A 22390-nucleotide genomic window follows, 5' to 3' on the forward strand; every position below is an offset into this window, starting at 1 on the left:
CTTCATGGCTTCAGCAAATCCTTAAGCGCGGCGTCATCCAATTGCACATTGAGAAAAAGCTGGAAAAAGGATCGGGTCTCGGCGGCCAGATCGATGGGGTAAGCTTGCGGGTAGAGCGTGTGCATGGTCCACTTGAGGCCCAACAGGCGCATGAAGGAGGGCGGACGGTCGAACCAGTTGAAGGGGCGGGTGGGGATCCGGTAAACACGGCCGTTTTGTACGGCACGGATGTTCTGCCACTTCGGGTCACCTGCCATGTGCGCGAAAAAAGCCTTCTCATGAGAAACGATCACCTGGGGATCATAGCCCAGGACCTGTTCCATGGACACTTTTTGTTTGCCCATGCGGGTGCGCTGAACGCAGCGATGAACATTCTTACCCCCGCTCAATTGAATCAGTTGGGCGTGAATCGAGGCGTTGCACTCGGTGCTCAACCCACTCGCATCCTCAGCATAGTAGACCGATACCCGTGATTTTTCAGGGATGCCGGCCCGCACCCGCTCGGCATCGTCAAGAACCGTTTGGGCATACCGGCCAAGGCTGCGGGCCCGGTCTTCACGGTGGAAGAGGTCGCCCAGAAATGCGAAGGCCCTGGGATAGTCGGTCAACTGATCCAGGGCCATGTAAACGACTGGAATCCCCATTGGCTCCAGGGCCTGGGCCATTTTCTCGTCCATGGCCGAGAACGTCCACCACCAGACCAGAATAATGTCCGGTTCAAGGGCCAGAAGGGTTTCCAGGTTGGTCGTGCGTCCCTGGCCGAACCAGCCGCCGATCACGGGCTGGGCCACAAAGCGCGGGTCCAGGTAGGGCGTATCGGCGGGGGTGACAGGCATGTTGAGCCCTGCCACCAGGCCCGGGTCCATGGCATAGACCATCAGCGTGGCGGGTGGTGAGGTGCCGTAAACTTTGTTGATCACATCCGGAACGGTAACTTTGCGCCCGGCCATGTCGGTGATCTGGCGGGCCTCTGCGGAACTGCAACCGACGGTCAACAGGAGAAGAACAAAAAACAATCGCTTTGTCACCATCAATTGACCGAGAGACCGGCTGATATTGAGCGGGCAGTGGAGAAGAATGCTTGCCATGCGTCTTTTGTCTCCTTCTTGGAATGGTTGTCTATAATCTGCCGGCCGCTGCGCAATGTTTCCCGCAGACGCGACATGTCTCTTTCCATGACGGCCAGTTTTTCCATCATGGTGTTTTCCAAAGGGGTGTTGCGATAAAGCTTGTGCATGCCTCCATTTTTCATGATCACCCGGCGTCCGGCCATCAGCATCAGGGTCGGATCATGGGTGACCACCAGAACGATTTTGCCGTGCGCCGAGAGGATCGCCATGGCGCTGAGGCGATCGATGCCGGCATTTTCGATTTCATCGACCAGCACCACCGGCGCGCGACTGATCAGGGCCACGTCACCGACCATCAGGGCCCGCGCCTGTCCGCCGCTGAGCGTTGTCAGGTTGTCGTCAAGGGATACGGGTTCGCCGGCCAACTGGTTGGCCACCGCCAGCACCGTGCCGATTACGGTTTCGGGATTCTTGATGGCCCGGACTTTGGCGTGCCGGTATAAAAATGCCTCGACCGTCGTGTCGATGATGAAGTTCATCTTCTGAGAGACTTCAGCTACCAAGTGGTGAGAACTGCCGGTGGACAGGTCTCCCTCGATCAACACGCGCCTGCCGGTGGGGGAATCACCTTCCCGGTACTGCTCGATGTCGGCGATCAGCTGGGTCTTACCCGATCCGGTCGGTCCCGCCACGGCCAGTACCTGGCCGGGAAAAATTTCCAGGCGTTGGATCGACTCCGTGTGGCCGTCTTTGTCCAGGCCGCCTATGATGGTTATTTTTTTCAGCATGCTTCAGGTTCCCCGAATTCGATTTTTTTGATGTTACCCATTTGAAACGATTCCCCCACGATGGTTTCGCCCGCACAATAAGAGCATGTAGCGGCCGGCATGGAATATCTCAGGGCCCTGCCGCTTATCTTCTCAATCGGCCGGGTGGCGAGGATGGCCCGCTTGAGGGTCAGGGTGCCCTGGCCGGTCAGTCCGTTGACATGAATCACCCGGGCCGCCGGATTGACCGTTTCCACGGCATCGCGAAACACCTCTTTTTCGGCCTGGGACACCATGTCGCCCTTGGTGATGGCCACAATGTCCGCCGTGCTCAGCATGGGGCCGATTTTTCTCGGGGTCTCCAGGCCTACCAGATTGTCGATGGCACAGATGGTCAGACAGCCCTGTACAGCCGGGGCGCAGCGGTGGCAGAGTCCGGCCGTTTCCAGAATCACCACCCCGGCCTGTTGCCCTTTGGCCCAATCCCAGACCTCCTCCAGGTTGACGGCATAGAAATGGTCCGGGCACAAATAGTCGCTGAGCCCGACGGCCACCGGTACGTCAAGACGGGCGTAGCGCTGGTCGTCCGTGGTCTCCAGGCAATCGATCTTGCAGGCCGCCACCCGTATCCCGTCCTTCTTGAGGTGTTTGATGCTATGCAGCATGGCCGATGTCTTCCCGGAGGATGGCGGACCGGCAACAATGACAAAACGTAGGGACAAAACCGTTGACTCCTTATTAAAGCGAAAATGCCAATGCCTTGGTGGCGTTTTCCTTTTCCTGCCAGTGCCAGTTGGCCGCCGGCTTGGCAAACGAGCGGTTGACCTGCCGGGCAGAAAAATCAAGATGATAAAAACGTCGGTAAAAGTTGCGGGCCTCGGCCATAACATCGAACCGGCAATGGCCCGGGTGGAAGACACTGGCCATGTACATCAGCCCGAGGATCCAGCGCGGGCTGCCAAAATCCCAGCCAGCCGCCGGATGAACATAGACCCGGCGGTTTTTAACCGCATCGGCGGTGACGCCCAGGCGGTGGCATTCATCGATAAAGTCATCCACCGAGTTGGAGAGAAAGGCGGAGATGAAAATGATTTCGGGATTCAGTGCGTTGAGTGCACCGGCGGTAATGTTGCGGCCGGGCCGGCCACCCGGTGGCAGTGCTTTGTTGAGGCTGACTCCGCCGGCCACTTCCACCAGTTGGTTCTCCATGCGTCCGCCGTTGATATAAAACAAGGGCTTGCCCATGGCATAGTAGACCCGCGGCCGTCGCCCCGCCATGGTCAGATCGGCTGCCAGGCGCGCCAATCGATCCTCCAGATAACCGGCCAGGTCTTCGGCCCGGTCGCCGGCATCCGCCTCGCGTCCCAGCTCCCGGATGGCTTGGATGTAGGATCGGGGATGCTGAATAATCTGGTGCAGGCTGTTTAATCCGCCCTCGGCGAGTAGATTTTCCCAGGCGCGTACCACCACACCGGTCTGCGTAACCCCCATGGCGATGAGCATGGCCTCGACCATTTCCATGGCCCGGGTGAGGGGGTAGCCGCCTTCGAAATCTCCTTCCTGGTACCCCTTGGGAGCCAGCGAACCGACAATGGGCAGATAGTGGGGGCAGGCAGGACAGCTGTTGTCGTCGGGCAGTCCGTCTTCGGGCAGTTTTAGCTTGGCCCCCATGGGGCCGTAGAATTCGCGGTAAAGGACCACATGGCCGCACTTGGAACAGCGGGTGTGGAGCAGGTCGCTGCCCGGCGTGTTGAACAGATAAACGTAATGGAGAATTTTCTGAAGGCGCCGGCAAAAGGCTTCGGCGGCCCGGATGGTCGGTTCCGCATCGATTGCCGCTGCTTCAAAGGGCAGAAAACGCATGACCTGCAAGGGAATGCAAGGTGACAGGGAGCGGATATGCCCCGCTAAGTCTAAAAGTTCGGCCTCGTTATCCCGGGTGAGAATACAGGATATCTCGACGTGCACACCGGCCTTGTGCAAGGCAGCCAGGTTTCTGAGCACCGGATGAATGCCCTGGACCCCGCAGGCCTGGTAGGCTGCGTCGGTAAAGCCCTTCATGCCGATGTTGATAAAATCCAGAAATGGCATCAGTTGGGTCAAAGACTCCGGGGTGAAGTAGGCATTGGAAGAACAGCCGACTTTCAGTCCCCTTGCGCGGGCCAGCTCGGCAATGCGCAGGAATCGGAAAAAAGCGGCCAGGGGGTCGTTCATCAAAAAAACGATGCCTTGGCATCCGGTTTCCTCGGCCATGGTAATCACCTGCTCGGCGGTAAGGCGTTTGAGGGCGCGGCTGTCCGGGGTGATTTCACGCACGAGAACCGTTGAAATGCAGCCCGGGCAGTTGAAATTGCAGCCGGTGGTGGTGATCTGGAGAAATTTTGCCCCTGGATGAAAATGCAGGATAGGCATAGTTTCGATGGAGATCGGGCAGGCCACCAGAAATTGATCCGGGTAGCGTTCCACAATATTGCCCTGCTTTAATTCATAAAGCCCGCAGGCGCCTGGCCGCCCCTGATCCAATCGGCAGCGTCGTTCACAGATGGTGCAGTTTTCGTTAGTCATGATTTCCCTTCTATATATCGTACCGCAGGGCGACGAAAAACGTCCGCGGCGCACCGACGGTATAGGTCGTGTCCTGGCCGATGGAGGCGTCCGAGGCTGAAATATCGGAGATATATTCTTCATCCAAGAGGTTGGTCGCTGAGACCGAGAGGGTCAGCGCCTGCCTTTGGGTCAGTTTGAAAGTTTTGGCAAGGGCCAGATCCACGAGAAAATGGTCGTCCAGCGTGTACTTGTTCTCAACGTCAACATACCGTTCGCCCAGATAACGGATGGCCGGGGTGACCCGGTAGCCGTTCTTTTCCCAGTCCAATGAGAGGTTGACCATCCATTCGGGGACGTCCGGGATCTGGTGTCCGTCGGATTCGATGATCGAGCCGCCGGCCGCTTCGAGATTGCTGGTGAATTCATACTGGGTGTAGGTTACCGCCGTGCTGATGTTCAGCTCCGGCGTGATCGTATATCCAGCTGCCAGCTCTATGCCGTAGGACTGGGCTTCGGCCGAGTTCTGGGTGTAGGTCATGTCGAGCGTGGGGTCGTAAAAACTGCCGCCCACGTTCTTGACCAGGGAGTAAAAGGCCGTGGGTGCGATGAATCCCCGGTTAAAGGAGATGTTCGCACCCAGATCGAAATTGTCACCGGTTTCCGGTTCGATGCTGTCCCAGACGGCCTGCAGCTGGGTATCGCTCAGGCCGGCCTTTTGAAGTGCTGTGATCTGCTTGCCGAGGCTGTACTGGGGCGTATTGTAGGTCCTGCCATAGCTTGCCCGGAGTTGGATGCTGTCCAGCAGGCGGTGGGTGATGCCGATATTGGGCAGGAAAATCTCATGGGTCTGACCCTCCACATGCAGCTGAACATCCGGATCCAGCGCCAGCGCCTCTTCATACCCGACATCGGGAAGATCCGTGGTATCGTAACTGGTCAGATCGGGCTGGGTCAGCCACAGATAACGCACACCACCGGCCAGGGTGGTGGCTCCGAATGTCTTTTCGGCCGTGACAAAAGGGCTGCTGAACTTGTGGTTGTCCACTTCCACCAACCGTTCCCAGCCCAGGAATTCAAGGCCGTCCGTGGAGCGGTTTTTTCTGGAGGTGGGTGGGCCGGGCGCCTCGTCTTCCTGGTACCAGTAGCCGGCCTTGATCTCGCCTTGGTTAATGGCATAGCTGTACTCGATCACGCCGCCCATGGTGTCGTGATCGACAAACCAGTCCACTACTTTGTCTTTGCTTCCCAGGTACCAGAATCCTTCATCGTGCAGATAGTAAGGTTTCACGGTAATTGCGGAACTCTCTGCGATCGGCACACGAATTCTACCGAAGACTGTGCTGGTTTTAAACTCCTGGTGGTTGTAGTCATAGTATTTGGCGTCCGTGGCGCTGTCGCCGGTCAGGGTGGTGTTGTAGTCCACATATCGGTTGGCAGATAGATCCAGGCTCTGCTCATAGGTGAGCCCTTTGTAGTTATGTTTTTTATCCTCGTTGTGAACCCCGTAAATTTCCCACTGGACGGGCTGGTCGGATGTGCCCGACAGCCCCACGGCAACGTTCTTGCGGCCGTCGGGTGAATCGCCTTCGCCTTTCCATTTGTCGGCTTCGGTGTATGACCCCGAGACAAACCCCTTGGCCGCCTGGCCCATGTTGCCGGTGTCCACGCGCAGGTAAGTGCGTGTGAAGGCGTCGCTTCCCAGGGCCTGCTTGAGCGTGCCGTGGGCGTCGTCGGTTGGCCGGCGGACATGCATGTCGACCATGCCGTTATCGCTGCCATATCCGAAACCGCTGTCCGCCGATACGGCACCCTTGGAAAGGGAAATGGATTGGACATTCTCGAGATCCATCATCGTGGACAGGCTGCCACCGGGTCCGATGCCCTTGAGCGGCAACCCTTCGACGGTTTCACCGATGTTGCGGTCCGATTTGCCGCGGATCCGGTGCGACAATTCCATGCCAAAGGCATCATTGAAACGGATGTCCACACCGGGCTGCATGGAAATGGCTTTGTAGGGGCTGATCTGATCCATGCCACCCTGGACGTCAATGGTGTCGCGGCCGATGGTTTCCCTGGTCCCGACCGCCGAATTTGACGGTGTGATGGTTGTTGATTGCTCCTTTTCATCGACCACATCCACTGGCGGTAGGGTCTGGATTTCCGCGTCCGTTTGGGCTGCTTCCTGTGCATGGCTGTCGTTAAGCGCTGAAAAGAATAACATGACCACCAATAAAAAAATGGCAGACGTCCTGCTCGAGTTCAGATATGCGCGTGTTCTCATGTGGATCCCTTTTTCTCAAGTCGCTTCTGATTCCTTTGTCGTATCAGCGTGAGTACGTGTCATTGCAATGGAACAATTGCTGTTATTGGTGGTTTAATTTATATGTTTTTCAATGACCAGCCGCTGGGCTGATTTTCCGTAAAAATGGTAGCCGGAGCCTGCCTCGGTCAGGGTACCCAGCAGCCGGTCCGCGTCGGTTACCACGATGCCTCCGATGGAGACGATGCCGCGCTCGAAAAATGCCTCCGGCAGCATGCTGGCCGTGGGGCCGACCAGTATGGCCTCGGCGCCGTCTTTCATGTGGCCGAGAATGTCTTCGAGGGTATTGTTGATCAAGGTGGTACCGGTGATGATCAGAAGATCCGCGTCGGCAATACACACGGCGGCCTTTTCCTGGGGTTGGAAAAATTGCATTTCGTCGGGCTTGAGCGTGCGCGAATCCTTTTCCAGAATGGTAAACGGTTTTTTGCGTTGTTTGAGCATTTTGAAATAGGGGACCAACGCACCGATAACAACGACGTTGGCATCATCATCGATGGTTCGATTCTCGACCGGATCAGCGCCTGTGATCAATCGGTATTCTGTGGGTGGTTGAGCGCGCCAGCAGGTGGCGGACAGGGCGTTGAGGACGGCGATGCCCAGGGCTTTTTGCAGCGGTCCGCCGTTTTGCATGCGCTGGATGTAGTATCCTACCGGCTGGCCGACCAACTTTCCTGAATTGGGCATGGCGCGGGCCGAGCTGGGACAGCAGACCGCCTCGGGGATTTCCTTGACCGGCGTGAAACAGATGCCGCCCTCGCCGTTGGATAGTTTGATGCCTGAGAAGAAGATGCCGATCACGGCGCGCTCAATGGTTAAAAGATCCATTTCCGGGCCCAGCATGGACCGCAGACGATCTACCGTTTTCATCAACAGGGGATTGGACGGTTGTGTTGAAGGGGATATTGGTTCGATCATTTTCTAACACGCTCTTTTCTTTTTGAGAGTTGCATTAACCGCAGCAGCACGACGGTTGTGACGTACAGATGGCCGGCTCGCTTTCCTTGACGGCTAGACTGAGTCGCGACGGGCCGAAAGACGTGGGCACGACGCGGGTATCATGAATTTTGAGCCCCTTGGCGGCAAACAGATTATCGAAATCATCCACATGACAAAGCGGATGACCGAAGCTTTGCAGTGCCTTGGCCAGTTCCCGGACACCGCTTTCTTCGGCGGCGCATCCGGGGGCGCAGAACCAGTGGTTGCATACCAGCAGGCCACCGGGGTTGAGACAGGTGCAGACATTGTCGAAAATCGGTGCCAGATTCTTGCGGAATTTGTAGAGCAGATGCGAAACGATCACGATGTCATAGCCGGACCCGAAATCATCCTCGGTGATGTCTCCGGCCTGGGCGACGACGCGATTTTGCATGCCGAAATCGGTCACATAGCGCATGGTGGTTTCGATGACATGGGGTTTGTCCAGTATGGTCGCTTCCAGATGGGGACTGGCCTGGCACAGGGCAATGGCATACAGGCCGTGGCCGCCGCCGATGTCCAAAAGGCGTCTGGCGCCATAAAAGCCCTCCCAGTTGGAGATGGCTTCTGTTACTGATTGCAGCTCCCCACGCACGGCGCGTTGACCCAGGGCATCGAGAAATGCGGCGCTGGGGCCGGCCTTGAAATTATCCTTTTCCGGTTGATCCCGGCGAAGCGATGCCGTCAGATTGCTCCAGTGAGAATTCCTGTTGGCGCTTTGAACCCAATCCCCCTGGAAAAACGGGCTGCGCGAGAGCAGGAAGTCATTGGCGGCTTTGGTATTGGTGTACATCTCGCCTTGGATAGACAAAAAGCCCATATCCACCAGGGCGCTGAGAAAGTCCCGCGAAAACATGCCGTTGATGCCGATTCCCTCGGCAACGGCATTGCGGTTACTGGAGCCGCGCTTGTCCAGAAATTCAAATACGCCCAGCTCCAGGGCGGTCTGAAGGGCTTGGTAGGATTGATAGCCTTCGATAACCTGGTCCAGTTTTTCGATTCCCGCCGGCAATCGCAGATTCATTAACAGATGATTTTTCATGGCCATACTTCGCTCTCCTTTACGTATTTTCTCAATCTTATGTATGAAACCTGGAGGATAATTCGCCACTCTGAACTTTGGTCTGGATTCAGATTGGTCTTGATGACGCTTCAATTCATTTTGATAAGTAATTTACAACGGTCATTATGCGTTTATTAACCTAACGTTGGTCTCTTATAAAGAACATACTATAGGAATGTCAAATAATATTTTTAAACGTCATATCGACTGGGCCTCTCTATCTGCGTTGTAGTGCAGTGATTTCAATTAATTAATAATATTATGGTCATAGATCCGATTCGGCTGCCTCTCAGCGGTCGTGTTGATTTGAATAGGGCGTACTTTTTTATTGACAAAATGGCATTCCGCCTTTACCAATAGTGACGTGTTAAAGAAAACATGACGTGTAAAAACGTAAATTGAAGGGCTGGTTTTTCTCCCTGATGCGGGCAAAGGATGATCCCATGCTACTCCCCAAGTTTGACTATAGTGAACCGTCAACGCTCATAGAAACCAGTCGGAATAAAAATCACAGGAGACTGCCCATGTTAGGTTACCAGGCCCCTGCCGTACAAAAAGCATTTTTACTGTTGAACACCGTCGCTGAAGCAAAAGATGGCATGCGTCTGACCGATATCTCAAGAGGACTCGGCTTCAGCAAGGGAACGACCCATGGTTTGATCCAGGCACTGCTCAAGGTCGGTGCATTGTATCAGAGCCCTTTTCAGAAAAAAGTCTTTCTTGGTGCCTCCTTTGTCAATCTGGCCATTAAAAGCGGCCATTACAATGCCATCACCAACCAGGCCCAACCGCTTATCGATGCGCTATGTACGGCCATTGGCCACTCTGTGTTCCTCGGCGTTCTAAACGAATCCGGCATCACAGTCATTGCAACGGCCCGGGCATCCAATTCCCTGGCCATTTCCTCTTCCCCGGGCAGCAAGGTTCCCTTTATGGCCGGGGCGGTGAGCAAGGCGTATCTGGCATCGCTCAGCAACCAGGAAGCCCTCGATATTATACGGGAAAAAGGGTTGACTCCATATACCCACCTTTCCATTGTGGAGGAGGGAGAATACCTGGAAGCGCTGAACAGCGTGCGCCTTCATGGGTATGCCGTAGATGATGGAGAATATATCGCCGGTGTCAAATCCATCGCCATGAATCTGGATCGATTCAGAAACCTTCCCCTTTTAATGTGGGTGGTCGGGTTTTCCTCGGTCATGCCCAGGGAGAAGACGATTGAAATTGTCAACCATATGCATCTCATTGCCAAAAAAGTTAAAACGATATTGAACTAGTCCCCATCCAGAAAAATGTATCGAACCGATATTTATCCCCCAATCGGTTCGTCTCCCCTGCGCAGGATCGGAAAACCCGTATGTTGCGGCGGGTCGCCCGGTCCTGCGTTTCTTATTGATGAGCAATGATGCCGTCGGGTGCTTTTTTTTTCACCTCGTAGCGTTTGAAAAAGCATAAAGTAACGTAATGAAATACTAATAAAAATAGATTTGCATACTGTGAAATATTATGTACCCAGTTCCTAACCGGATAACCACAAGGAGGGTGATGTGAACCTGGATCAAATTAAAATCAGAACCATAAAAAGAGAAGATTTTGATGCTGTCGTCAAGATCGACAGCAGCGTCTTCGGCGCTACCCGGCCCGAGTATTACGAAGGCAAGTTTTTCTGCTCCATGGAGGTCAAGGATCAGATGGTTGCCTCCATATCAATAATCAATCTGGAATTGATTCCTTAAAAATAATAGCGCACCCAGACTTCGGGGCGGCACACGTCCAGTTTTTCACCAAACTCGGTCTTGGCGGCGCCCACCGGAATCCCCACCCGGCAATTGAATTCCAGGTTGGTCACCGGCGTCCAGGTCAGGCCGGGTTGAAGGTTGAAGCTTAGATCCTGAAGGTTGACAATCGATGTGATCCAGGGATTGAAATAGAGGATATCAAACGGCTCTTTTTGAGAAATTTTGAGATAGGCGTAATCCTCACCAAAATTGCGCTGCTCATAGACCGGGCCTGCGAGCCGGCCGGCGCGCTGCATCAACGATCCGTCGCCGGTGGTCTGCCAGTGCTCAAAGGCCGCTTCCTGGTAGGTGAAAAAATCTTCCATCTGGTCCTGGTCGTATCCGCCGCCGTTATGGTAATATTCGGCAATAAACGTGGTTTCCAGGGTGTTGAGGTAGCGTATCCCGAAAAGATAACTGACCTGATCATCCTCGCTGTGTGTCAGCGTGCCATCCGCTTCAATGAGAACATGGGAGACATCCTGCTGATAGGCCAGCTCACCATGCACCTCGATATTCTCAGCCAGGTTTCTGGAAAAATCAATCCCCAGGCTCAGTGGTTGGGATGGTCCGTCGTAGTAAATGAAATCAAGGTCGGTGTCATGCCAGAGCAGGTAAAGCTTGAAGGCTGCATTCAGATCACCGTCTTCACCGAAATCCACATTGGTCCAGTCCTCGATGACCGGCAGCAGCATGGCGGTCAACCCCATGTTGGCCAGCCCGCCGGCGGTGAAGCTCTTGATCAGGTCGACCCCTGCGTAGGTGCTGCCCTCAAGATTCAGGCTCGGATCGTCGGGATCCTTGGAGGGATTGATAAATCCGACCGGGTTCCAGGCATATCCTTTGCCCCACTGCACCCGTTTTTTGCCTGCATCCAGGGTCAGGGACGCCGTGGGCGTCAGCGACACGTATCCCTCGTAGAGTTTGTTGATCCACTCGTCTTCGGTGATGGTATCGGCATATTCATGATGGGTCAGCAAAACGGCCTGTAGCGAGCCTGTCCGGATCCTGCCCGAAAGCTCTCCCGACAGGTGCCATTCAAATGCATCGGTGCCGGGATCATCCTGGAACTGGATCTGTCGATAGCGGGCTGAGTCCTCGTCGAAACGATGGTAGATGGTGCGGGCCTCCAGGCGGGCGCCCAGTTCCCAGGGTTTGGGCTGCGCTTCGGGGATCGTGAAATCATATTCACCGGCGGTGGCCTTGCCCCAACAGGCGGCCACCACTATCTGGGAGAAGACGGTGAGCGCCAGAATAACGTTCCGGGCAAAGCTGTGGGGAGAAAACCATATGCCGATGCCGCGACGATGGATAACGCGGTCTATCACCGTTATTTTAAGGTCTATCGCCAAATCCGCTCCACTCAGCGCAGATCCTTGATCCGGTGCAGGTAGTTGAGGGTAAAGACTTCATCCGCCAGCTGGCGTTTTTTCAGATTGGCGGAAATCATGATCGAGCGATACCCCTTGTGCAGCGGGCTCTCGGTCTCCATTACCGACGGACGCCTGACCCCATCGCCGATATCCTTGATCTCCTTGAAATGCAGGGTTTTGATGAGCATTCCAGTGGCGGCGAAGCAATCAATGCGCGTAGGCACGCGATCATCCTTGAGCACCCACATCTTCAGACGGTCGTAGGCCACCGCGCCGGTTTTGGCTTTCAGCTCCAGCAGATACTGGCCCTGATCTTCCCGCAAATCCGTCACGTCGTACTCGACGCTGTAGTCCAGGCGCATGATGTCGGCATTGTTGAAGACGCCGCCCACCACTGACTGCATGCTGGTAATACGGATGGGCTTGCCCACATTGGGAATGTAGAGCCACATGTTCTCACCCAGGCGTAAGGTAGCGCGCCCCGCATCACTGGCCGGGGAAACGAACAGGGTCACGACCTTGTCCAGGTCTTTTTTCAGAAACCAGAGCACATATTCCTTGCGGCTACCGTCCGGTTCGATGTTGATAATCTTGCGGTACATTTCAAAATCGTCCGGCTGGAGGTTCCGGTCCACCTGGGCGAGGATATCAGTGCCGGTCGGTGGCTCCCCGCAAGCTACGCCGGGCAGCATGCAGAGCATTAAAATAACCGCCGTTTTCAAGGCTATTCTCATTTCAAACTCCCGTTTGGCAGAATCACATGTGATGAATTAATCAGATATGGCGCAAGGCATCCACCGGTGCAAGCCGCGACGCCTTGGCAGCCGGCTGCAGGCTGGCCAAAACCGAAACGCCCAGGACGATGAGACAGGCCGAAATCAGTTCGCCCGGCGAAATGCTGGGGGCCAGGGTGAACACCTGCTTGGCGCCGCCGAAAGCCACGGACACCCCTTTGAGATTCAAGATCCAGAGAATCAGCAAACCGATGGCCGTTCCGGCCAGGGCGCTGAAGAGCCCCAGGCAGAATCCCTCGGCCACGAACAGCCAAAGGATCCGTCCCGGCGGAGTGCCCATGGCGGCCAGGGTGCCGATCTCGCGCACCCGCTCGTAAACACTCATCATCATCACGTTGAGTACGCTGATCAGCACCACGGCGATCAGGATCGCCCGGATGCCCAAGGTCATGATATTGATCATGCGTACCACGTTATAAAACGGCGTTAACTGCCACCATGTGTGCAGTTCGACCATGGGTTTGTTTTGCTTGTTGGTCATGGGACCCAGCGCGTTGCGCAGTGCCGCGGTCACCGCGTCGATGCGATCAAAATCGTTTATCCTTACGGCGATTTCGCTGACTTCACGCGCTTCCATGCGCAGTAGGGCGGCGGCATCGTCGATATGCAGATATCCGTCCCGGCCGCCCGGGCCCATGAGATTTTCGATCAGGCCGACCACCTTGAAAGTCATCCCGTTGACCGAGCCGTCTTTGTTGTTGGCCACCAATACCACGGTATTGCCGCTGCCGAGGCCCATGCCCCGGGCCAGGGCCTCGGGCAGCAGGACTTCGCCGCGGGCCACCAACTGATCTTTATGGGCGGCATCGCGGATACGCGTACTGAGCAGTGGCACGGTGGCCTGTTCTTTTTGCGGATCGATACCGTTGAGCCGGACATTGGTGGTCTGGGCGTAATTGCTCAACATGGCGCCGAATTTGATTCGTGGAGAAAAGGCTTCAACCCCGGTTGATTGCGTCAGAAGTAAGGAGATCTTCGCATAGGACTTCGCCGGAAGCATGCGGTCCAGCGGCAGGTTGTCCACGCTGGACATGTACCCCTTGCGGTGGATCTGCAGATGGCTCAACATGGAATCGGTGATTTGCCCCACGATGGCCCGCTTGAAGGATCCGCTCAGCCCGACGAACACAATCATCGCCACAATGCCGACAACGATCAGCATGCCGGTGAGCAGAGTCCGGCGCTTGTGACGCAGCAGGTTTTTCAGTGCCAGACGCAGGATTTTAAGCATGGCGGCCCTCCCCGTATGCTGGTGGCGCGTCCAGTAGCCTTCCGTCTTCCAGGTAAAACGTCGCCTCCGCCTGATCCATGACCCGGGGATCGTGAGTGGAAAAGACGAACGTGGTGCCGAATGTGTCGCGCATGCGTTTCATCAGGACCATCACCCGCTGGGCCGTGGCGCTGTCCAGGTTGGCCGTGGGTTCGTCCGCCAGGACCAGCTCCGGATTGCCTACCAGGGCGCGGGCAATGGCCACCCGCTGTTTCTGGCCGCCGGAAAGTTGTCCCGGATATTTACGGGCCTGATCGGTCATGCCGACGGCTTCCAGCACCTGTTCGACCGCTGGGTGGCGATCGCCTTTGGGCATGTCGCGAATCATCAGCAGGGGATATTCCACATTCTCGAATACCGTGAGCACCGGCAGGAGATTGAAGTCCTGGAATACGAATCCCAGTTTTTTTCCCCGAAACTGTGCCCCCTGACGTCGATTCAGGCGGCCGACCGACTGGCCCGCCACGACCACCTCGCCGGTGGTGGGGCTGTCCAAACAGCCAATCAAGTTGAGTGCGGTGGTTTTGCCGCTGCCCGAAGGACCCACCAATGCTGCAAACTCACCTTTACTAATCAGCAAGCTCACCTGGCTCAGTGCGGTCACGTCCACCTCGCCCATGCGATAACTTTTGGAAACCTGATCGAAGGAGACGATTTCCATGGCATTCATACTCCTATTCATGTCTGGACGGGCAAGCCGTCAGTCGGATCTTAGACGGATTTATCAAACAGGATCTCGGGAGAGCTGCCTGACCCACACATCACGCTGCGGGAAAGGAATGTTGACTTTTTCCTGATCGAACAGCTTGTATACGGCCATGTAAAGCTCATGACTGATCCGTCCCCGGTCGGCCGGGTCCCTGATCCAGCAGAGCAGCTCGAAATCCACACTGGAGTCGCCGAAACCACGATTGCGCACGCGGGGGGGCGGATTCCTGATAACTTCCGGCTGGGCCCGGGCCACCTGATCCAGAAGGGCGCACACTTGGTCAAGATCACTGTCGTAGGCCACGCCCACCTTGATGCGCAGGCGGTAGCGGTCTCTTATTCCACCGGATTCGTTGATGATCTTCGCATTCGCCATTTCAGCATTGGGAATGATGATCTCCACGTCGTCACGGGTGCGCAGGCGGGTGGAGCGGATGCCGACGTTGACCACGAAGCCACGCTCGCCGCTGCCGAGCACAATATAATCCCCAATGGTATAGGGGGCGTCGGCGATGATAAAAAAACCGGCGAAAAGATTGGCCAAGGTATCCCGCGCCGCAAAACCCACGGCAATACCGAGCACACCGGCGGAAGCTAGCCAGGCTGCGGGATCGATGTTCCAGACCTGAAGCAGGGCATAGGCGCCGATGGCCAGGATGACCACGGTGATGATCAGGTCGAACAATGGGATGGTTCGCTCTTCAACAATGGGGAAACGGTTACGTACCCGCCCCATGATCTCCAGCCCCAGGTTGCCGGCCTGGATGGCCGCCTGGATCAGCTGCAGGATCAGCACGCTCAACATTAGGCGGAGGGTCACCATTTGGGCGAATTCTCCCAGCCCGAGGACTTGCACGGCGACCGCCAGGGCGATGTAGCCCACCACCAGGGCGGCTGCACGGGCGATGATACTCAAAAGCTTTTCATCCAACTCGGTAGCGGTGCGGGCGGTGATCTTGGATCCCCAGAAGAGGATGAACCGGTGGGCCGCCACTGCAAGGGACAGGCCCACGATGACGATCACAATGGACAGGACAATGGGAAACTTGGCCAGAAAATTCCAGGTGTCGACCAGCATGCCGGGCAGCCAGTCGGGAGGCATGGGCGGTGTGGTGGCGGGCATGGCATTTTCTCCGGGTTGATTTCAATTCAAATCATTACGAGTTATTTGCGGATGACGATCCACAATCCGATTTCCTCGTCGTGCAGGATCGAGGCTCGATCGAGCCCGGCCGTTTTCAGCGCCGTTTCAAAGCGCTCGCACGATTCCGGCCCCAGGTTGCGGCGCACGCGATCCCTGAATTCATCACTGCCTTGATTGCGTTTTTTCATCTCTGAGACGATGGATTCGGTTATCGCCTTTGATCCGAAGCCGCCGCCGATGTATGCCCAGCCGTCGGGGGTAAGCACTCGGTGAATGTCCGTCAAGGCGCGGGGCAAATCGTCCCAAAAGAATATCGACCCGCGGCTGACGGCTATATCAACGGAGGCATCCGGTAGGGGGATGGCCGTGACATTGCCCTGGAGGGTATCGGCGCGCTCGGTCAGCTCGTTTTCGGCAATTGTGCGCCGGGTGATTTCCAGCATGTCCGGCGATGCATCAAAGAAGCGGACGAACAGATCTGTTTTGTCGGCCAGGGCCGCTCCCAGATACCCGCCGCCGCAGCCGATATCCAGGCAGGTTCCCTGGATCATCCCCGTGTAGGCGACAATCTGGTCGGCGATCAGCGGGAATACCGGGGCGAAAACAGTGCGTGCGATTTTGTCATATTTCTGCGCATCGATTGTCATTTTTCATGTCCTTTGATGATGATGGTTTCAATATTGAAGATGCCATCGAAATGCAAGCGGCATCTTTTTATAGCATATTTTCTTCTTTCTGACGTTTAAAATCCTGTCTGATTGTCTCGCATCAATCCGCCATACGTTCCCTTTGGCCGTTATGGTTGGCCGCTGAGCAGGGCCTCCAGCTCCTGGTTGCTCAGATCATAATGGTAATAAAGCGCATAAAACGTCTTGACCTTGTTTTCCAGCCACGCCCGGGGAAAAAGATCCGGATAAAGAACATGCGCGGTCCAGGGAATGCCCACAATGCGGTTGACGCCGGGCGGGCAGTCGAACCAGTTGAATGGCTGGCCGGGGGGCAGATGAACCCGCCGGTGTTGAACGGCTGGCGTTTTTTTCCAGGAGGCGTCGCCCGGTGCATGCCCGGCAAAGGCCTGGCTGGTGGTGATGATGATGACCTCCGGCCGCCACATGAGCACTGATTCCATGGTCACCGGTGTCTGGCCCGAGCCGGAGGCCAACTGGCAGTCAGCCACGTTGATGCCGCCGCAGACATCGATCAACTGCGCGTGTGGCGATCCGGACGGGTCGGTGGAAATTTTGTCACGGGTGATGATGGTCTGCTTGGGCACGTCGAGCTGCCTGACCCGCAGGTCCACGCGCACGATATGATCCACCAGGGGAATGATGAGAAACAGCCCGGGCCCTTTCATCCCGGCCAGGCGGCCGAATCTGAAAACGACCGCCCGGCCGTATTGACGCGTGATCCGGACCGATGCGAGAACAGCGATGAAGCCCGCCGTGACGATTATGATAATTTCAAAAGTTGGCATAACCAGCATTGCCTTTCGAAAACTATTTACACATCTGAATCCACATCCCATCATCCCCTTTGATTACGCTGAAAAACGGGATTCCGGTTTTTTGCAGAATTTCGTTGTAGTCGCGCTTCATCATCCGTCGGGGCGGGCCTTCACGGTTCGGGCGATCTTTTGGAGGCGCGATGCCGCGCGCTTTCAGGTCGGCGGCGATCTGTTCCTGCATGGCGGGGGTTCCACGGCCACCCCCCACATAAACCCTGCCTTCCGGCGCCAGTACCCGGTAAATTTCCTTCAAGGCGATTTGCGGATCCTTCCAGAAGGGGATCGACCCGCGGCTGATGACCAGATTGACGGCGCTGTCCTCAAGGGGGATGCGATGCACATCTCCTGGCAGGGTCCGCGCTCTGCCTTGCAGGCCGTCCTCGATAATGTGTCTGTCAGCCCGCTCGAGCATTGCAGCGGAGCGGTCCATAAAAATAAAGTTCAGGTCGGTGATCCGGGCCAGGGCCAGCCCCAGATAACCACCACCGCAGCCCACATCCAGGCACACACCGCTGGTAATGGCGGTGGCCTGTTTGATTTTTTCCGCGTAGTAGGCGTAAATGGGCGCGTTGACGCCCCGCGCCTGCTCGTCGTAGCGGGAGACATCCATTTTCCTGTCGGCACCGGTTTTTTTTGCTTCGCTGGTGTCGCCCGCCGATAGGGTGGAAGAGGGATTTTCTGATGTCAGCATTGGTTTGCCCAATCGTTTTGATTTTTTTCCTGCGCCCTTATCCAAGACGCGCTTTAGCCCTCGTAGGTTGGGTTGAGGTACGAAACCCAACAAAAAAGGATAGAATCCAGATGTTGGGTATCGCTGTGCTCGACCCAACCTACGGTGCTTAATAGCCTAATAGATCCTGTTTAAAAGGAAAGTGAGAATTCTGCGCCTACTGTCCGTCCCCGATCCGGATAATAGCCGGTCACGTACCGCGTGGAGTAGTCGTCATCCAGAAGATTGCGGCCGTAAAGGGTGATGGTCAGAAGCAACGGATTGATATTGAAATCCCTTTTGACGTTGGCGCTCAGCAGCGTGTACCCGCCCAGGTCCTTTTCCGCGGCCACGCCCCTGGGGCTGCCGGACTGGGTCCAGTCGTCCACCACTTTCACGGAAAGATTGGCTTTGTAAGCCCTCCAGCGATGGCTCAGCGACGCCAGGTAGCTGTTTTCCGGTGAGGATATACCGAGGGCGTCGGTCGTCTCCCCATCACTGGTGGATTCACTGTCCAGCATATGCGTCCAACTCAGCCGGTAGGTAGTGCGATGGCCGATATTACCGCTGATCAGCAATTCGAATCCCTGCCGTAGCTCGTCGGACTGCTCGTAATAGTAATACGTGGAACCGTCGATTTCATATGTTGAATCCGTGGACGATTTTTCATTTTCCGTGTCGATCCTGAACCAGGTGACGGTTGGCCTGAAAAACCCGGCCAGGGCGGCCGACAGGGCGACTTCGATACGATCCTGGCGCTCGGGGTCCAGGCTGCCGGATTCACTGCGCATGTCGAAATCGCCGGTGGTTCCCTGCTTGCCGTAAAAGTACCGGCCGTCCAGGGCAAAGATGCTGTTGGCCTGCCAGTGCGCGCCCATGGCGAAGACTTTCGAGGGCGCCATGTCGACATCGTTGTTGGCGATATCGGTTGCCTGACTTTCACTTCTTCCGGAGCTGGAGTTGTCGATATGTTTCGTATCCTCCCGATAGCCGGCGTCGAAAATGAGGTTGCCGTCGAAGAATCCCTGTTCCACGGCGGCCGACCAGCCCGTTATCGTGGTATCATACCTGTTGTAGCCCCGGCTGAGGTTAGGGCCGTATCCAGTGCTGTTGGAGAACTGTCCGCCGAGTTGAATCAGCGTCCCACCGAAGCGGGAGTTGTGGCGCAGGCCGAAGCCCTTGGTGTCCTCCTCATATTCCTTGGTGGTCGTATCCGCTGAGACAAAGCTGTCGTTATGCTCGGTCTGCTCGTAGTCGATCTGAAAGGCATTGAAAAGGGTGGAGTGGTTCTCGCTCCAGTGGATTCCCATGTCACCTGTGTAAACTCTTGTTTTCAGCGGGTCGTAATACCACTTGGCGTCGGAAAGCGTGCCATCGTCGGCAATGCCGCGCTGCATCTCAAAGTCGCCCGTATCATGATAGGTCATCAGGTTCACGTTCATTTTGCCGAAGCGGCCGCCGGCATTGATCATTCCGTTTTGCGCACTGCGTCCGTCGAACCAGCTGTCCTGGCTGGGGCGATCGATCATGGCGGCCAGGCCGCCGACATATCCTTCCCATCGGGATGATCCCGCATAGCGGGTACCGGCATATAAACTCGCATTGGTGGCCACCGGATGGCCGCCGGCTGATTTTTCGGCGGATCCGCTCAACACCGCTTCGGTTTTTTTCGGTTGTTTGGTGCGGATAATCACAAATCCCGTATTGACCCCCGAGCCGGAACTGGACGCGCCGATGGGAATCGACGGACCGATGGTCAGGGCGGTCGAGCCACGCACGATCTGCATCTCTTCGATGGCCGCCACCGGGAACTTGTAAAGGATCCGGTCAGTGGACGGCGGCAGCACGGCGCCGTCGATGATGGAGGTGAAGCTTCCGCCTCCGCGTGTGCGGATGAAGAACGGGTGCTTGCGTCCCTGATAGGACACATCAATGCCCACGGCCTTGTCGAGAAGGTCGTACACATCGCTGGGTTTCAGATCCTGGATGTCTTTCCGGGTCAGCACCTCGGTGCCGAACCGGGCGCTGGCCTCGATGCGGTAAGGGTTGGTGATGCTGTCCAACTCCAGGTCCTGGCGCCGGGACGCGGCATCATCGACAACATCGACCGGTTCCAGTTGCTGGGCCCGGGCTTGTTGGTCCCGATCCTGGGTTGTCGTTTCCTCGATTTCTTCGGTCAATCCCGGGGAAGATATACAGGTCACTGCAATCACAACGCACCATATGATAACACACCACTTCAAATAGTTCGGTCTCATTTTCTCTCTGTTTCCTCTATCACGTGAACAAGTCTGCATGACTAACCAGTATCAGATAGCGATTCTGGTATTGGGATGAATTACCGTTAGAACTTGTAAGTCAGATTGGCAAAATAATTGATCCCTTCCTCGGGATAACCTTCATCAATCTCGTAGTTCTCGTCCAGAAGGTTGTTGGCACCGGCCTCGACGGACAGCCCCTTGATCAGCGAAACCGCTGCCTTGGCATTGACCACGGTATAGCTGTCGGTTTCACGCACACCGTCGGAAGAGCTGTACTGGCCGGAATAGGTGGTTGAATCCGCTGAGAGATCCAGCCGGTTGAACAACGAGTAAATGACATAGGCAACGAATTTATGCTCGGGAATACCGGTGACCTTGTCGTCGTTGCTGCGGTTGTCCCATTTCGTATAGGTGTAGTTGATGCCGCCGCGCAGGCTGTCGGTGAGGCGGGCGACCAGGCTGGCCTCGACGCCGTAGATCTCCACTTCGCCGATATTCTGGTTCTGCTGGATGGTGGCCGTGGAATCGTCCGGATCCGGGATGGTGGCGAACTGGATGTAGTCCTCGATGTCGCTGAAGAACAGGGCGCCGCTGAAACTGACCCGGTCCGATTTCTTCTCGAACCCGAGATCATAATTGATGGCGATTTCAGGATCCAGATCCGCATTGGGCAAGGTGGTGCCGAAGCGGTAGGAATAGCGGTCTTTCAATGTCGCAAAACGGCTCTTGCGCGCGACGGTCAGATAGGCGGAACTGGCATCCGAGAAATCGTAGAACAATCCGGCCTGGGGATTGAACGCCGAGGCATCCTTGGTCGAAAAATCGGAAATGATCCCGGTGTCACTGTCGTAGTCCTCGGCTTCCAGGGCTTTTTGCCAGTCATAGCTGGCACCCACCCGTGTGGAGAGTTTTTCGGTCAGCCCAATGGTGTCCTCAACGGCGACGGAGTAGTACTCGTCCCGGAAGGTGCGTTTGGGTTCGTCATTGTCATGCTCCTTGTGCCGGTCGCGTTTATAGTGCAGCGCAGCCTTGAGGTTGTTGCGACCGATTAACGTGGTGCCGAGTTCCAGGGACCCGCCATAAGTATCGTCGTTATACCAGCTTTTGAACGCCGATCGATAGGTCTGGGATGAGTAGGTATCATCATCATAGGAGAAAAGCGAGTTGTCGTACTTGTCGTAATAAACTCTTGTTTTTATATAGCTTTTATCGCCTATTCCCGTTTTGGAATTGAAATAGTAACTCTCCTTGTCCCACTGAGGCCACTGCCAGTAGCGAATGCGCTGGGTGTCATCATATCCGGTGTACACCGGGTTTCCCTTTTCCGCCTCCTGTTTGCTGTAGCTGACGGCATATTCGTCATCGTCCGTGGGCCGGAAGCCGATTTTGAAACTGATTTTTTTATCGGTGATGTAGGAGTTGTCGCGTTTGTCGCCATCTTCGGTTTCAGTGGGCTCAAAGTCATCGGAGAGGTTGTAGTAATCGCGATCCAGATAGCTGGCACCGCCCTGGAAATACCATTTGCCCATACTGCTGCCGATGTTGGCGTAGGCCTTGGTGGTGTCACCGCTGGCCAGACCGACACCCGCATTGGCTTCAAAGGGTTTCTCGGGGCGTTTGGTAACCACATTGATGGCCCCGCCCATGGTATTGAACCCGTAAAGGACCGAGGCTGCGCCCTTGGATACCTCGATCTGAGAAACGTCAAAGGTGGTGAAACGGCCGAAATCGGAATAGCCGTCGTACATCACATAGATGGGAATTCCGTCCATGAACAGCGGCACATGCTTGACATCCAGACCGCGCACGAACACGGTGCGCTCGTTGCGGGCGGCGGTACGGGACACCGTCACTCCGGGCATCAGGTCCAGGGCCTCGGTCAGATCATCCCGGTTGAACTCGCGCAGCATCTCTTCATCCACCCGGTCCACGCTGCCCATCTGGGATTCTCCCTCGGCACTGACCACCACTTCGCCCAGGGTAAATACGCCGGCATTGTCATCATCGTCGATTGTTGTCTCTTCCGCTTCGACCGGCATGGCCGTCGCGACAAGAATGATTAACAGTACAATCCAATTCCAACTCAGCTTTCTCCTCTTCATTT

The 22390-nt window shown here is 55.9% G+C and carries 19 protein-coding genes; 2 read left to right on the plus strand and 17 right to left on the minus strand.

What is annotated here, in order from left to right:
• Positions 1-2: 2 nt before the first annotated feature.
• The 7 genes from Dvar_RS06300 to Dvar_RS06330 form a co-directional block, all read right to left on the minus strand.
• Positions 3-1088: an ABC transporter substrate-binding protein gene (locus Dvar_RS06300; RefSeq protein WP_419660854.1), complete on the minus strand. Its 1086-nt coding sequence runs from the start codon at positions 1086-1088 to the stop codon at positions 3-5.
• Positions 1031-1858 (minus strand): ATP-binding cassette domain-containing protein, encoded by an 828-nt coding sequence (locus Dvar_RS06305; RefSeq protein ID WP_419660855.1) that lies wholly within the window; start codon positions 1856-1858, stop codon positions 1031-1033. Before Dvar_RS06305 ends, Dvar_RS06300 begins: the two co-directional genes overlap by 58 nt.
• On the minus strand, positions 1852-2559 hold the full coding sequence (locus Dvar_RS06310; RefSeq protein WP_419660856.1) for a GTP-binding protein: 708 nt from the start codon (positions 2557-2559) through the stop codon (positions 1852-1854). The genes Dvar_RS06305 and Dvar_RS06310 overlap by 7 nt, the downstream gene beginning before the upstream one ends.
• Positions 2560-2575: 16 nt before the next feature.
• On the minus strand, positions 2576-4402 hold the full coding sequence (locus Dvar_RS06315) for a radical SAM protein (protein ID WP_419660857.1): 1827 nt from the start codon (positions 4400-4402) through the stop codon (positions 2576-2578).
• Between the two features lie 10 nt (positions 4403-4412).
• Positions 4413-6665 (minus strand): TonB-dependent receptor, encoded by a 2253-nt coding sequence (locus Dvar_RS06320; RefSeq protein WP_419660858.1) that lies wholly within the window; start codon positions 6663-6665, stop codon positions 4413-4415.
• Positions 6666-6758: 93 nt separating this feature from the next.
• Positions 6759-7622 (minus strand): Rossmann-like domain-containing protein, encoded by an 864-nt coding sequence (locus Dvar_RS06325; protein ID WP_419660859.1) that lies wholly within the window; start codon positions 7620-7622, stop codon positions 6759-6761.
• Positions 7623-7656: 34 nt separating this feature from the next.
• Entirely contained in the window at positions 7657-8730 is a 1074-nt protein-coding gene (locus Dvar_RS06330; RefSeq protein WP_419660860.1) for a methyltransferase, read from the minus strand.
• Between the two features lie 539 nt (positions 8731-9269).
• Between Dvar_RS06330 and Dvar_RS06335 the strand changes: the two genes are divergently transcribed.
• Both Dvar_RS06335 and Dvar_RS06340 read left to right on the plus strand, forming a co-directional pair.
• A complete protein-coding gene (locus tag Dvar_RS06335; RefSeq protein WP_419660861.1) occupies positions 9270-10022 on the plus strand; it encodes an IclR family transcriptional regulator in 753 nt (250 codons plus the stop codon).
• 270 nt (positions 10023-10292) lie between these two features.
• Positions 10293-10481 (plus strand): hypothetical protein, encoded by a 189-nt coding sequence (locus Dvar_RS06340; RefSeq protein ID WP_419660862.1) that lies wholly within the window; start codon positions 10293-10295, stop codon positions 10479-10481.
• On the opposite strand, the gene Dvar_RS06345 is transcribed toward Dvar_RS06340, so the two are convergent.
• From Dvar_RS06345 to Dvar_RS06390, 10 genes are all read right to left on the minus strand, one after another.
• Positions 10478-11875, minus strand: coding sequence for a hypothetical protein (locus Dvar_RS06345; RefSeq protein ID WP_419660863.1), 1398 nt, complete (start codon positions 11873-11875; stop codon positions 10478-10480). The genes Dvar_RS06340 and Dvar_RS06345 overlap by 4 nt on opposite strands.
• Before the next feature lie 11 nt (positions 11876-11886).
• The gene (locus Dvar_RS06350; protein WP_419660864.1) at positions 11887-12630 is read right to left on the minus strand and encodes an outer membrane lipoprotein-sorting protein; all 744 of its coding nucleotides are present in this window, start codon (positions 12628-12630) and stop codon (positions 11887-11889) included.
• Positions 12631-12670: 40 nt separating this feature from the next.
• Positions 12671-13921 carry an ABC transporter permease gene (locus tag Dvar_RS06355; protein WP_419660865.1) on the minus strand — a complete coding sequence of 417 codons (1251 nt, stop codon included), beginning with the start codon at positions 13919-13921 and terminating at the stop codon, positions 12671-12673.
• Complete coding sequence (locus Dvar_RS06360) at positions 13914-14621, minus strand: ABC transporter ATP-binding protein (protein WP_419660866.1); 708 nt, start codon at positions 14619-14621, stop codon at positions 13914-13916. The genes Dvar_RS06355 and Dvar_RS06360 overlap by 8 nt, the downstream gene beginning before the upstream one ends.
• 63 nt (positions 14622-14684) lie before the next feature.
• On the minus strand, positions 14685-15791 hold the full coding sequence (locus Dvar_RS06365; RefSeq protein ID WP_419660867.1) for a mechanosensitive ion channel family protein: 1107 nt from the start codon (positions 15789-15791) through the stop codon (positions 14685-14687).
• A 41-nt stretch (positions 15792-15832) separates the two neighbouring features.
• Complete coding sequence (locus Dvar_RS06370; protein ID WP_419660868.1) at positions 15833-16459, minus strand: class I SAM-dependent methyltransferase; 627 nt, start codon at positions 16457-16459, stop codon at positions 15833-15835.
• Positions 16460-16608: 149 nt separating this feature from the next.
• Positions 16609-17286, minus strand: a complete 678-nt coding sequence (locus Dvar_RS06375; RefSeq protein ID WP_419660869.1) for an SPFH domain-containing protein — start codon at positions 17284-17286, stop codon at positions 16609-16611.
• A 22-nt stretch (positions 17287-17308) separates the two neighbouring features.
• Positions 17309-18007, minus strand: coding sequence for a class I SAM-dependent methyltransferase (locus Dvar_RS06380; RefSeq protein ID WP_419660870.1), 699 nt, complete (start codon positions 18005-18007; stop codon positions 17309-17311).
• Between the two features lie 170 nt (positions 18008-18177).
• Positions 18178-20283 (minus strand): TonB-dependent receptor plug domain-containing protein, encoded by a 2106-nt coding sequence (locus Dvar_RS06385; protein WP_419660871.1) that lies wholly within the window; start codon positions 20281-20283, stop codon positions 18178-18180.
• Positions 20284-20369: 86 nt separating this feature from the next.
• Complete coding sequence (locus tag Dvar_RS06390; protein WP_419660872.1) at positions 20370-22388, minus strand: TonB-dependent receptor plug domain-containing protein; 2019 nt, start codon at positions 22386-22388, stop codon at positions 20370-20372.
• Positions 22389-22390: the final 2 nt, after the last annotated feature.

Origin of the sequence: Desulfosarcina variabilis str. Montpellier (assembly GCF_048565275.1) — a bacterium.
GTDB classification, from domain to species: domain Bacteria; phylum Desulfobacterota; class Desulfobacteria; order Desulfobacterales; family Desulfosarcinaceae; genus Desulfosarcina; species Desulfosarcina variabilis.

Excerpts from the sequence above, each read along its gene's own strand:
- Dvar_RS06300 (WP_419660854.1), bottom strand. The coding sequence starts at position 1,088 with ATGGCAAGCATTCTTCTCCACTGCCCGCTCAATATCAGCCGGTCTCTC.
- Dvar_RS06305 (WP_419660855.1), bottom strand. The coding sequence starts at position 1,858 with ATGCTGAAAAAAATAACCATCATAGGCGGCCTGGACAAAGACGGCCAC.
- Dvar_RS06315 (WP_419660857.1), bottom strand. The coding sequence starts at position 4,402 with ATGACTAACGAAAACTGCACCATCTGTGAACGACGCTGCCGATTGGAT.
- Dvar_RS06320 (WP_419660858.1), bottom strand. The coding sequence starts at position 6,665 with ATGAGAACACGCGCATATCTGAACTCGAGCAGGACGTCTGCCATTTTT.
- Dvar_RS06325 (WP_419660859.1), bottom strand. The coding sequence starts at position 7,622 with ATGATCGAACCAATATCCCCTTCAACACAACCGTCCAATCCCCTGTTG.
- Dvar_RS06330 (WP_419660860.1), bottom strand. The coding sequence starts at position 8,730 with ATGGCCATGAAAAATCATCTGTTAATGAATCTGCGATTGCCGGCGGGA.
- Dvar_RS06335 (WP_419660861.1), top strand. The coding sequence starts at position 9,270 with ATGTTAGGTTACCAGGCCCCTGCCGTACAAAAAGCATTTTTACTGTTG.
- Dvar_RS06350 (WP_419660864.1), bottom strand. The coding sequence starts at position 12,630 with ATGAGAATAGCCTTGAAAACGGCGGTTATTTTAATGCTCTGCATGCTG.
- Dvar_RS06355 (WP_419660865.1), bottom strand. The coding sequence starts at position 13,921 with ATGCTTAAAATCCTGCGTCTGGCACTGAAAAACCTGCTGCGTCACAAG.
- Dvar_RS06360 (WP_419660866.1), bottom strand. The coding sequence starts at position 14,621 with ATGGAAATCGTCTCCTTCGATCAGGTTTCCAAAAGTTATCGCATGGGC.
- Dvar_RS06365 (WP_419660867.1), bottom strand. The coding sequence starts at position 15,791 with ATGCCCGCCACCACACCGCCCATGCCTCCCGACTGGCTGCCCGGCATG.
- Dvar_RS06370 (WP_419660868.1), bottom strand. The coding sequence starts at position 16,459 with ATGACAATCGATGCGCAGAAATATGACAAAATCGCACGCACTGTTTTC.
- Dvar_RS06375 (WP_419660869.1), bottom strand. The coding sequence starts at position 17,286 with ATGCCAACTTTTGAAATTATCATAATCGTCACGGCGGGCTTCATCGCT.
- Dvar_RS06380 (WP_419660870.1), bottom strand. The coding sequence starts at position 18,007 with ATGCTGACATCAGAAAATCCCTCTTCCACCCTATCGGCGGGCGACACC.
- Dvar_RS06385 (WP_419660871.1), bottom strand. The coding sequence starts at position 20,283 with ATGAGACCGAACTATTTGAAGTGGTGTGTTATCATATGGTGCGTTGTG.
- Dvar_RS06390 (WP_419660872.1), bottom strand. The coding sequence starts at position 22,388 with ATGAAGAGGAGAAAGCTGAGTTGGAATTGGATTGTACTGTTAATCATT.